10 protein-coding genes and 1 pseudogene are annotated in these 11773 nt (G+C 39.6%); 7 read left to right on the top strand and 4 right to left on the bottom strand.

Features of this window, described 5'->3' with window-relative positions; genetic code table 11:
• Positions 1-196: 196 nt before the first annotated feature.
• On the top strand, positions 197-1105 hold the full coding sequence (locus tag AC6I3O_RS00445; RefSeq protein WP_497849293.1) for a PD-(D/E)XK nuclease family transposase: 909 nt from the start codon (positions 197-199) through the stop codon (positions 1103-1105).
• Positions 1106-1193: 88 nt separating this feature from the next.
• On the opposite strand, the gene AC6I3O_RS00440 is transcribed toward AC6I3O_RS00445, so the two are convergent.
• Positions 1194-2498, bottom strand: a complete 1305-nt coding sequence (locus tag AC6I3O_RS00440; protein WP_497849292.1) for a hypothetical protein — start codon at positions 2496-2498, stop codon at positions 1194-1196.
• 129 nt (positions 2499-2627) lie between these two features.
• The gene (locus AC6I3O_RS00435) at positions 2628-3320 is read right to left on the bottom strand and encodes a 5'-methylthioadenosine/adenosylhomocysteine nucleosidase (protein WP_497849291.1); all 693 of its coding nucleotides are present in this window, start codon (positions 3318-3320) and stop codon (positions 2628-2630) included.
• 194 nt (positions 3321-3514) lie between these two features.
• Here AC6I3O_RS00435 and AC6I3O_RS00430 point away from each other — a divergent pair, with 194 nt between their 5' ends.
• The 4 genes from AC6I3O_RS00430 to AC6I3O_RS00415 all read left to right on the top strand — a co-directional run bounded on the left by AC6I3O_RS00430 (position 3515) and on the right by AC6I3O_RS00415 (position 8347).
• The gene (locus AC6I3O_RS00430) at positions 3515-4177 is read left to right on the top strand and encodes a response regulator transcription factor (protein WP_497853390.1); all 663 of its coding nucleotides are present in this window, start codon (positions 3515-3517) and stop codon (positions 4175-4177) included.
• Positions 4168-5088, top strand: coding sequence for a sensor histidine kinase (locus AC6I3O_RS00425; RefSeq protein WP_172509309.1), 921 nt, complete (start codon positions 4168-4170; stop codon positions 5086-5088). The genes AC6I3O_RS00430 and AC6I3O_RS00425 overlap by 10 nt, the downstream gene beginning before the upstream one ends.
• Before the next feature lie 96 nt (positions 5089-5184).
• Positions 5185-5883: an ABC transporter ATP-binding protein gene (locus tag AC6I3O_RS00420; protein ID WP_497849290.1), complete on the top strand. Its 699-nt coding sequence runs from the start codon at positions 5185-5187 to the stop codon at positions 5881-5883.
• Positions 5867-8347: an ABC transporter permease gene (locus AC6I3O_RS00415; protein ID WP_497849289.1), complete on the top strand. Its 2481-nt coding sequence runs from the start codon at positions 5867-5869 to the stop codon at positions 8345-8347. The genes AC6I3O_RS00420 and AC6I3O_RS00415 overlap by 17 nt, the downstream gene beginning before the upstream one ends.
• Positions 8348-8476: 129 nt before the next feature.
• Here the strand turns inward: AC6I3O_RS00415 and AC6I3O_RS00410 are convergent.
• A pseudogene (locus AC6I3O_RS00410) lies at positions 8477-9889 on the bottom strand (MobA/MobL family protein).
• Positions 9890-9986: 97 nt separating this feature from the next.
• Between AC6I3O_RS00410 and AC6I3O_RS00405 the strand changes: the two are divergent.
• Entirely contained in the window at positions 9987-10265 is a 279-nt protein-coding gene (locus tag AC6I3O_RS00405; RefSeq protein WP_497849288.1) for a transposase, read from the top strand.
• Positions 10266-10273: 8 nt separating this feature from the next.
• The gene (locus tag AC6I3O_RS00400; RefSeq protein ID WP_497849287.1) at positions 10274-11140 is read left to right on the top strand and encodes an IS3 family transposase; all 867 of its coding nucleotides are present in this window, start codon (positions 10274-10276) and stop codon (positions 11138-11140) included.
• 296 nt (positions 11141-11436) lie between these two features.
• Here the strand turns inward: AC6I3O_RS00400 and AC6I3O_RS00395 are convergent, their stop codons facing one another.
• Positions 11437-11652, bottom strand: coding sequence for a helix-turn-helix domain-containing protein (locus AC6I3O_RS00395; protein WP_004612412.1), 216 nt, complete (start codon positions 11650-11652; stop codon positions 11437-11439).
• Positions 11653-11773: the final 121 nt, after the last annotated feature.

Below are 11773 nucleotides of genomic sequence, written 5' to 3'. Positions count from 1 at the left end.
TATATGGTAATTTTATACATCTATTATTTTACCAAATCAGACGGCTATAATCAAGCCATAAACTTTTCGGCTCAGCACTTCCAGTGTCAATCGGAAAAGTAATATTTTTGAGCCAGCCATCTTGCCATGCTTCATATAATTATTTATAATGTAAGAACAATAAAGAGACAATTTCTACATAAGGAGGCACTATATTGTGGGAACAGATGAGAATCCAACCAAAGATAAAGCTACTGCAAATAAGAATGCCGCCAAATCACAAGAAACAACTTTTATTAGTAGAAAAGACCAATTAGTAGAAGAAGCGAGAAGTTTTAATCTTCTAAGCAATGTTTTTATGAGCGTTGCGTTAAACGACATTCCAGCCTGTCAACATGTTATCCGTATTATAACAGGTCTGTCCGACTTGGTTGTGAAGGAGGTAAGGTCACAGCACAGAATTTCAAAAATTACGGCACATGACGCCATCCTTGACATACTGGCAGAGGATAGCCACAGACGATTAGTGAATTTGGAAATCCAAAGAAAAGACACGATTGAACATGCTAGAAGAACCCGATTTTATGCAGCAATGATTGATAGTGAATGTTTACAAAAAGGAAAAGAATATGACCAAATGCCGGATGTCCATATCATATACATTAGTGAGACGGATTTATGGGCGGCAGGAAGAGCTCTCTATAAGGTAGAAAAGAAATTTAAAGGAACAGAAATTACGTATGATGATGGTATCTATGTAACATATGTAAACGCTGAGATAAACGATGGCAGCGATATTGCTAAATTAATGGATTATTTTAAGAAGGCTGATCCAGAGGATATGAGCCAAGGAGATTTGTCCGCAAGAGTCCATTTTTTGAAATGTGAGGAAGGAGGTTATCCGGAAATGTGTGAAGTTTCTGAAAAAATTTATAAGGAAGGGATCATCGAAGGTAAAAAGGAAGGGATCATCGAAGGTAAAAAGGAAGGGATCATCGAAGGTAAGAAGGGAACTGCATTTAATATGAAAAAAAAGGGATATTCAGATGCCATAATTGCAGATATTTTAGAAGTTGGTTTAAATGTTATACAACAATGGTTTGCAGAAATCTCCCCCAATTCCTGACACCTGCTTTAAACAGCGGCGGTATGTCACCTCTTCAATGGTAAACATACCGCCGCAGTCATTATACTCCCAAATCAGGCATCCATAATCAAGCCATAAACTCCTCGAGTATCCTCCTGATTACTACATCCCGGTTCACCTCATCTTCATTTTTTTCTTTTTTCGGCATCCGTTCCTTCTGCAATGTCTGCCGGCTTTGGGTGTTCTTTACTGAGCTTGACGGGGTTGGTGGCTCTGGCGAATCGATTACTATGGAATTCATGGCTTCCCCAGACGACTCTGGAATTGGGATTTCCACAATGTTCTCCCTGCGTTTTTCCCTTCCCTTCGGAGTTTCTATTTCCACCGACTCCTTTTTCCTGGTTTCCGATGCCCGAAATAATTCCGTTCCCTCACCCTGTCCGGGTTCTGGCATCCGAAATGCACTGATTCCGTCATTTTGTTCCGTCCCTTGCCCGCGAAAGCCTCCTCCTTTCCCCTGTGTCGATTCCGCCATGCGAAACGCATTTGCCACTTCGTCAACCCTCAGGTCAGCCGTCCGGAATGCATTGACCGCCTCATTCTCCCCTGTCTCAGGAGCCTGGAAAAACGATTCCCCAGCTTTCAATTCTGCCGCAAGAAATGCGCTGACTGCACTCTGTTTCTGTATCGGCTCATTTGACGCATATGTTTTTTCATCTGATAGTTTCTGGCTTTTTGCCGCATAGAGGCTGTCGTCCGCCTGCTCAAGATTCCTTACCGCAAATAAATCCTCCGGAGTTTCCTTCTTTCTCACCGCATATTTATCTGCGCCATTGGCCTGCCCATCGGCCGGAATTGCTCCAAACTCCGCTGACGAGCCATCCTGCGTCAATACCTTAATTTCTTTCTGGTAAGACTTCTCAAATCTGTGACGGCATACATTTTCCAAAAAATCCACCATATAATTCCGGACTGCCTCTAACTGGTATTTCTCATCTGTCAAAAGATGTACCAGATATACAAATGCAGCAAGCCCTCCTCCGACTGCTCCTGTCTTCCATACCAAATCACTCATCCCATTTACACCGTATTCAAGTCCTGCACCCACTGCTCCGGCAAACAGGCATAACGCTGCAGCCGCTTTCTCCATTCTCGTCCAACTGTGGAGACGTAATCCCAGCACCTTATACTCATACAGGTACTTTTCCACAAATACACTCACATTCTCTACTTTGTCACTGACCATGCTGGCGTGTTCAAATTTGGCACGTACCAGGCGCATCAGCGGATGGGTGCTTTTATTCATATTTCCCGCTGCACGTACCAAACGTTTCAAAGAGACGTTAACAATAAATTTACTCATAATCCCTACGGCTGTCAGGATTCCCATTAGCACGAATATCATGTGCCTGTCCAACATTGTTTCTAACATAAAAAGCCCTCCTTCTGAATAGAATTATAACTGAAATTCCAAAGGAGAGCTTAAAAATCGTTCTACAGATTCCGCAATCCGGGATGGGAGAATCTGTCATATCCCAACGGATTGTGAAACCTGTTCTTTCTATATAATTGTCAGTAATTCCTTTACAAGCCTTACACTGTGGGCGATTGCCTGTTGTTCAAAGGTGGGATAGTCTACATGGGCGCTGTTGTCAGCTTTGTCCGAAATGGCACGTATTATGACATACGAAACTTGATTCAGGTATGCCGCCTGGGCGATTCCCGCCCCCTCCATCTCCACACACAAGGGGTGGAAGTTCTTGACAATCCGCTCCTTTACCTCCCGGGATGCAATGAACTGATCGCCGCTTACAATCCTTCCGGTAAATGTGTGAATATCCGGATTCGCCTTCTCGCTCGCCTGTACAGCCTTCTTCACAAGCGTTTCATCCGCCGGGAAAGAAAGCACGTCCATCCGCGGCACCTGCCCAAGGGCATCGCCAAACTCGGAGGCATCCATATCATGATGCAGGGCGTCCGTCGAGATTACCATGTCCCCGATATCAATCTTCGCATCCAGAGAACCGGCAATCCCCGTATTGATCAGGACGTCCACTCCGAATCTATCCACTAGAATCTGGGCGCAGATTCCCGCATTTACCTTGCCAATCCCACTTCTTACGACCACGACCTCCTTGCCGCACAACATACCCTTACAGAATATCATAGAAGCCTTCTCTATGGTTTCCTGAACTTCCATAGCTTCCTTCAATGCCGCAACTTCGTCTTCCATTGCTCCGATAATTCCTATCATTGCCTCGTTATCCTCCTGTATCCATTCATTTTTATGGTTATTATAACGAAAAACGGGGATGATTTCAATTCAAAATGGAAATACTTTGTTCCAAAGGTATACAAAGGTATAAAAATCTTGATACTGCCATTTTAATTGTTTATAATATAGACATTAAATGAGGCATAGTTATTTATGCAGAGGAGAGATGACTTATTTATACAATTCTTGTACTTGAAGACGATTTAGAATTAAATCAAACGATTTGCACAGCTTTACAAAAAGAAAACTATCGTGTATATAATGCTTATACTTGTAAAGACGGACAAGCTATCGCAATCAATCATACCTTTGATTTAGCAATATTAGATATAAATTTGCCTGATGGCGACGGATTTCATTTTTGTAAATGGATAAAAGCACGAAATAATGTTTCGATATTGTTTCTTTCTGCACGAGATTTAGAAGAAGATATTCTAAATGGTTATGAAATAGGAGCAGATGACTATGTGACAAAGCCCTTCTCCATGAAAATTTTGTTAAAGAAAATATCCATTATATTGTCAAGGGAAGTTAAAAAAACAAACATATACGATGACGGTTTTCTAAAGATTGATTTTGAATTAGGAGTTGTACAGATTGAAGAAAAAAGTTGTCCTATTACGCCTACCGAATACCGTATTTTGAAAAAATTGATTGATAATAAAGGACAATTACTAACTTATTCTGTTTTGTTGGATTCCTTATGGGAAGAAGGAATTGAATTTATGGATAAGCATACTCTTGCAGTCAACATTAACCGTTTGCGAAAGAAAATTGAAACAGACAAACATAGTTATATTTCAAACATATACGGAATGGGATATATATGGAAATAATTTACATTCTTATTATTGTGTTGTTCATAGGGATTATTATAAGTCTATTATGGAAAAATCGCTGTCTGAAACACGATATTTATGACTTTACAGAAAAATTAGAAAATAGTTTAAATGAGTTATTAAACAGCAGAAATTTAAACAAAACAATCTGTGAACAAGATGACTTATGGGGCATGGTTTATGAAAAGCTATGTCGTATTTCTGATATGTATACGCATAAAAATCAAGAACTGTTCAAAGAAAAAGAAAATTTAAAAGAGTTAGTTTCTGACATATCCCATCAAACCAAAACACCTCTTGCGAATATTAAATTATATCAAGAAATGCTTTTCGACAAAGTAAATAAATCAGAAAGCACAGAGCATTTAATAAAAATGAGCAAGCAAGTGGATAAATTGGATTTTCTTCTTCAAAACATGATAAAAATGTCACGATTGGAAACTGGAACAATCAAAATACAGAAATCAAAACAGTTTATAGCAGAAACTCTTGCATTGGCGATTGGAGCAGTTGTTCCAAAAGCAGATAAGAAAAACATTCAGATTCATGTTACATATGATGAAACACTTCAACTTGAGCATGACAAAAAGTGGACAGCAGAAGCTATTTTTAATATTCTTGATAATGCAGTTAAATATACGAGCGTAAATGGCAGTATCAACATAGTCGTAAACAAAGAAACCATTTTCACAAAAATTAGCATTACCGATACGGGAAAAGGGATTCCTTTAGAAAGACAGGGAATGATATTCAACCGTTTTTACCGTGAGCCAGATGTTCATAATACAGAGGGTGTAGGTATTGGATTATATCTGGCACGAGAAATTATCTGTATGCAAAAAGGATATATTGAAGTTGAATCAGAATCAGGAAAAGGAAGTACTTTTCATTTATATTTCCCTAATTAGAACGCATGGAAAAATCACAGTTTTGTGATTTTTTCTTTTTGTGAACAGTTTGTGATTTTTCTATTCTATGATAAAAACAGAAACGGAGGAATGACTATGGAAAATATCATTGTAAAAACAAAGTCTTTAAAAAAGCATTATGAAGTCGGTACTCATACCGTAGTTGCTTTAAACGGAGTGGATTTTGAAGTAAAGGAACGGGAGTTTGTTTCTATTATAGGAAAATCTGGTTGTGGAAAAAGCACTCTTCTTCATATGTTGGGAGGTCTCGATTCTCCTACATCTGGATCAGTAATTGTAGATGGTATAAATCTATCGGAAATGAATCAGGAGCAACTTGCTCTTTTTAGAAGAAGAAAAATAGGTTTTATTTTTCAACAATATAATCTGATTCCAGATTTAAATGTGTATGATAATATATTGTTTCCATTAGAACTTGACGGAGTTAAAGCTGATAAAGAATTTGTACAAGAATTGCTGAAAACACTTCACATTGCAGATAAAACAAAAATGTTTCCCTCTATGCTATCTGGCGGAGAGCAACAGAGGGTTGCTATCGCAAGAGCATTAGCGACTAAACCTGCCATTATCCTTGCAGATGAGCCAACTGGCAATCTTGATACATCTTCCAGCCATGATGTTATAGGACTTTTAAAAATTGTTGCAAGAGAATATCAGCAAACACTAATTGTCATTACACACGATTTGGATATTGCACAAATGGCAGATAGAATAGTTAGATTACAAGATGGAAAATTAGTGGGAGGAAGTGATTCTGATGTTAGCAAACAATAATCGTCAGATAATAAACAAATTAGCTAAAAACACAGTGCGAACAAATAAGCGTCAATTTTCCATTCTATTTGTTACGATTATGTTGTCTGCATTTATGCTTTTTTCTGTTTTTACTGTAGGATTAACTTATTTGGACTTAAGCAGATTACAAAATTCTCGTCTATATGGTTCAGAATGGGACATTGTTATTATGAACGGATTTACGGCAAATCAGAAAGAAACTCTTATCAACAATTCCAAGATTGAAACAGTCGGTGTGCTGTCTTATTGCGGAAATGTAAAAAGCAGTGATATGGATAGTACAGTTAACGCTGCTTTCCTTTGGGGAGATGAAACATATTGGGAAAGTCAAAAAAGCCCCGTAAGAACCGAAATGGACGGACACTATCCACAGAAAGAAAATGAACTGTTAGCTACAGAAGAAGTTCTTGCCGAATGTGGAAAAAGTTCTTTGGAGATTGGCGATAATCTTTCGATAACTTATGAAGATAATACAGGTATTCATACAAAAGTTTTTGTTATCAGCGGAATTTGGAAAGGCTACGGCACAGATAAAGAAAATTTCTATGTTTCGGAAGATTTTTACAAGCAGACAGGTTATGATTTAGAATTAAGTGGAATTTTACAAGCGAAGTTTAAGAGCAATTATGTCACAGAAAAAACAATCGAAAATCTAAAAGATAGCCTCAAACTATCGTCAGCACAGGTTTTTCAAGCTACCGATTATATTGAAAAATCTTTGACAATCTTGCTTGCCGTATTCGGACTTGGTTTTATTATTTGTTTGAGTGCATATTTGCTGATTTACAATATTCTTTATCTATCGGTTTCTGGGAAAATCAGATATTATGGATTGTTGCAAACATTAGGGATGACAAAAAGACAGTTGGTTCAACTTATCAAAAAGCAAATAGCAGTTGTAGGAGTGACAGGGATTATTGCAGGAATAATTCTGGGTGTAACAATTTCCTTGACTCTTATTCCTCATGTAATAAAAGTTCTTGGAATTTCATTAGGAAATACGGGGGTACATTTTTATCCAGAAGTGTTGGTGCTGAGTGCGTTAGTATCAGGAATTGCAGTACTATGCGGTGTTAGAACTCCGATTCATATTGCTACGGATGTAACGCCTGTTGAAGCCACCAAATACAGGGATAACATTGAAATTGCCTATACAAAGAAAATTTGCAAGGGCAATTTGTATTGGTACATGGCGATAAATCAGCTTAGAAAAAACAAAAAAAGAACTATTGTTGTTTTTCTATCGCTTGCAACAAGTTTAATTGTATTTTTCTGCTTAACTACACTCATTGATAGTCAGGGCAAACGAACGGTATATCCCAACTATTGGAACGCTGATTTTATTGTATATAATGATACGCAGATAACAGACGATATATCCTCTTTACAAGCTGCTATTGATGATAAATTTGTATCTGATATAGAAGAAACAGAGGCTATAAAAGAGGTTCATGCTGTGAAGGGAGTTCCTGTTACTTTCCCATATTGCAAGAATTCTTTTTCTGATTTTTGGATAAAAAGTTATACGGAATTAAAACCATATTTGTCATACTCCGAAACAGCTTTGGAATATCAACAAAACCCTGAAAAATATTATGGTATGATAAAGGGAATTGACGAATCAGAGTTTGATTATTTGAATGATACACTTGGAAATATTATAGATAAGCAGGATTTTTTGAATGGGAAAACGGCAATTTTGCAATATGCAGGGTTTGAAATACCAGAAAAATGGATAGGCAGTACCATACCGTTTTTCATTGGTACGGAGAGACAGGAAATTGTAATTGGAGCTGTCAATTATGGAGACTATTATGGAGCAACTGCGAATATCGGGGCAAATCTGATTATCAGTGAAAAGTATATGGAAAGTTTAACTGCGAATCCATATATTTTAAGTCTCAATATTAAATACGAACAATCCTACGAAGTGGAAACAGAAAATAAAATAAAAAACATTATTGAATCAAGTTCATACAGTTCAGATTTGATTTGCCTTTCAAAATATGATGATATGAAAATAATTCAGGATTCGCAAAGTGGTATGTATGAAATAGGTACGGCAATTTTTCTTCTTTTGTTGTTGGTGGGTATGTTGAACTATATCAATACAATGGCAAGTAGTATGCAAAATAGAAAGTTGACTTTTTCAATTATGGAAAGCGTAGGTATGTCAAGAAAACAAATAAGAAAATTACTGATTCGGGAAGGAATTTTATATGCAGCCGGTTCGGTTTTTATCACGCTGACAATCGGAATAGGTATTACCTACTTTGTTTTTCAATCTATGAATTACATGAAAATACCTTTCATGCTGCCTATATTTCCATTGATATATGCAATTTTGCTTATAATGATGATATGTATTCTGACACCACTAATTACTTACAAAAAGCTTGTAAGAAATCGTTCTATCGTTGAGCGATTACGGGAATTTGAATAATGGTTTTATAGTTTGGAATCAGAGTTAAATAAAGAAAAGGGAATGTACATTTTTTTCGGTATCTTTTAATAGAGTATGATTATATACGCCGCCGCTATGAGTAAAACCATAACGGCGGTTTTTCAATGCCTATCGGCTATCTCTGTCAATGGATTTCTTACGCTGCCTTTGCGGCGGTTGCTGCTTGTTGCGTTCCTGTATCTCACGCAGATGTTTTAACACGCTCTGCTTTTCGGGCGGTCTGTGCTGTTCTTTAGCGGCGACTGTCGGTTTCCTGCTGACTTGGTATTCCCACTCGGCAAGGTCACGGTCGTACTGTTCTACAACGCTTTCCATTTCTCGGAAAGTCCGCATAAACACCTGCACATCGGGATAACCGTCCGCTTTGAGCGTATCGGGGATTTTATCTAACCTGTCGGCAATCTCGGCTTCGGTTTCTTTGATTTTTGCCTCCAACGCTTTTCGCTCTTTACCTTTGAAAAGCCCCTTTGTTTCGGCAAGCTGCTGTTTCAACTGTGGCAGAACTTTGTCCTGCAAGTTTTTAATTTTTACCGCCTTATCCTGCAACTTTATCATCAGGTTTCGCGTATGGTGGAACTCTGCCATATCAATATCAAGCGTTGGCTTGGGCGGCATATCTTTTTCCCGAATAAAGTTTTGCAGAAAATCTTTTGCCTTTGCTACAATCCCACGAAACAGATTGGGCAGCCAACCCTTGCACTTGATAGATTGGCTTGCTTTTTCGTGTATCTCGGACTGTTTGATTTCTAAAATCTTTGCTTCGGAAATACCCGATAACAACGCCATATCCGCTGTTCTGTTCCATTCCTGCCTTGCGGCGTTATCCGCTTCAATCTCGGCGGCTTTGGGATTGTTCTTGCCGATTTTCTTAGTGGGAAGATAAACGCTGTTCTTATCAAATACCTTTAACTGCTGCTTAGGATCGGAGATATGCCGATTGATAAGGTCGGTGTAAATCTCTTTTACCTCCCGAAGAAAAGGCTCGCTTTTGAATTTATCATCTTTCACGGTAAAGAGGTGGCTTTCGTAAACCTCGCCCTTTTTAATGACGGTGCAGCCTTTTCGTATCTGCCCGTCCTCCCCTGTGATTTCTTTCTTGGTGCGTACCCTTTTGCCTGCTTCATCATAGAACACGCTGCGTGTGGCTATCTTGATGTCAGGCTAAGGAAGCAGTTTTCTTTCGCTGAAGATAAGATGGATATGATAATTGGTTTTGCGTTTGTTGTGGTGGAGAGCTGACACGCACTCCACACCGTATCTCTTGCGGAACTCCTCCGTAAAATCTTCAAGGACTTCCTGCGGCTCGTATCTTGTATAAACTTCGGGCAGGGCGATAATCAATTCCCTTGCTTCGATACATTTCCCCTCTGTGCCGCTCCGCTTAAATTCCTGCTGGCTTTCCCTTGCAAGGCTACTCCAAAATTCATTGTCGGCGGTGTGGTAGGTGGCATAAAGGTTTTCCTGCCTTGCGTGGCTTGTGATATAGGATATTCTTCCCTTGACATTGTGTAGCTTCGACATCTGTAAAAATGAGTGTCTTGGTGTTAGTATATAAGAGTGGACAGGAAAAGTTGAACAATCTATACTATCAAGTGAAAGAGCAAAGGAGATGAAGGGCATGGCGAAAAACCAAAAATCTTACACTCTGGAATTTAAACAGCAGATCGTGGATCTGTACAATGCCGGAGGAACCTCGTATCCAAAACTGGAGCGTGAATATGGCGTAAATCGGAGTACTATCAGCGGGTGGGTAAAGCAGCTTTCCCCAATCAAAGTATCGGGGGAGGAAACGGTTACCCTCAGGGAGTATAAGGCTCTCCAGAAAGAGAACCAGCGCCTTAAGATCGAGAATGAAATATTAAAAAAAGCGACCGCCATATTCGCAAAAGAACAATAGCCGAAATTGTGGCTTTTATCCAGAACAACCTGGCTGATTACTCTGTGTCCCAGCTTTGCAGCGCCTTGAAATTCCCAAGGGGCACCTATTACAAGGCTCTGGTCCGTGTGCCTTCAAATAAGCAAAAAGAGTATGAAGAATTCGGCCGGAAAGTGAAACAGGCATATGAGGACTCAAAACAGAGATATGGAGCTGTCAAAATATGCCGCATACTGAATGATAACGGTACATCCTGCAGCGTCAAGCGGGTGCAGAGGCATATGGCAGAGCAGGGGCTGCGCTCTGTTGTAGTAAAGAAGTACAACCACCGTGCCAATCATGGCAGCGTCCCAGATGATAAGGTAAATATTTTGCAGCGTGATTTTGAAACGGAGACCATTAACCAAAAATGGTGTACGGACATTACTTACATCCATGTGCAGAAAGAAGGATGGACTTATCTGGCGTCTGTTATGGACCTATGCAGCCGCAAGATCATCGGGTATGCCTATGGAACATCTATGACGGCGGAACTGGCAGTCCAGGCAGTAAAGAATGCGTGCCTGAATGTCGCGGATACAGAGGGGATTATCCTGCACAGCGACCTTGGGAGTCAGTACACGGGTCGGGAATTTGAAAACTACTTGGCCAGCAGGGGAATCCTGCATTCTTTCAGCCGTAAGGGGAATCCATATGACAATGCCTGTATTGAGTCATTCCATTCCGTGCTGAAAAAGGAAGAAATCTATCTCCATGACTATCAGGATTCAACGGAAGCCCGCAGAGCAATCTTTGAATACATAGAGGGCTGGTATAACCGTAAAAGAATACACAGTGCTATTGGTTATATGACACCACAACAAAAGGAGGATGAAGAACTTAAAACAGCAGCATAACCTTTCAACTTTTTTTGTCTAAAGTATTGACATAGATCCATCTTGCCATATACTCCTTCCTCCCGTGACGGGCATACTCTTTTTGCAACCGAGAAATCGGTTGCCGCTGTTTCGGCGGCGTAAGCAGACGGACAGCGAAGAAAACAGCGGGCTGTTTTCTTCTGTATCATAGCGGCGGTGCATTGCCCGAAGCGATGATACAGTGCCCCCTGCAAGGGCGAAATACGCAGAGTACAAATCGAAGATTTGTGCGAGGGGTGTATTTCGCTCTCAAACGCCGAGGGCTTGGAGAATGCTTATTCTACTTTGCGGACATCGTTTTCATTAAGCAGGTTTCTTCCCTGATTGACGCTCATAAATCGCTCTAAAGTGTCCCTGCGGATAATCGCTTTTCTGCCGACTTTGAGGACGGGAAGTTTGCCCCAGTCTACCAACTTACGCATTGTATTTCTTCCGATACCCGTACATTCTGCTGCTTCTTCTATGGTTAAACCCATTTTGATGTTGCTCATTTTATCGACCTCCTTTCAAAATACACATTTTGCAACTATGTATCTGTAATTATACTTATTTTGCTATCCTTTGTCAACTTGTTTTGCAACTGATTAAGAAATATTTTTGCCTATTATTAAA

The sequence above is a fragment of the Sporofaciens sp. St.21A7 genome, assembly GCF_059728535.1.
This window is presented reverse-complemented; position numbering and strand designations above follow the sequence as displayed.

Coding starts and splice junctions, on each gene's coding strand:
- AC6I3O_RS00440 (WP_497849292.1), bottom strand. CDS start 2,498: ATGTTAGAAACAATGTTGGACAGGCACATGATATTCGTGCTAATGGGA.
- AC6I3O_RS00415 (WP_497849289.1), top strand. CDS start 5,867: ATGTTAGCAAACAATAATCGTCAGATAATAAACAAATTAGCTAAAAAC.
- AC6I3O_RS00395 (WP_004612412.1), bottom strand. CDS start 11,652: ATGAGCAACATCAAAATGGGTTTAACCATAGAAGAAGCAGCAGAATGT.
- AC6I3O_RS00420 (WP_497849290.1), top strand. CDS start 5,185: ATGGAAAATATCATTGTAAAAACAAAGTCTTTAAAAAAGCATTATGAA.
- AC6I3O_RS00425 (WP_172509309.1), top strand. CDS start 4,168: ATGGAAATAATTTACATTCTTATTATTGTGTTGTTCATAGGGATTATT.
- AC6I3O_RS00405 (WP_497849288.1), top strand. CDS start 9,987: ATGGCGAAAAACCAAAAATCTTACACTCTGGAATTTAAACAGCAGATC.
- AC6I3O_RS00435 (WP_497849291.1), bottom strand. CDS start 3,320: ATGATAGGAATTATCGGAGCAATGGAAGACGAAGTTGCGGCATTGAAG.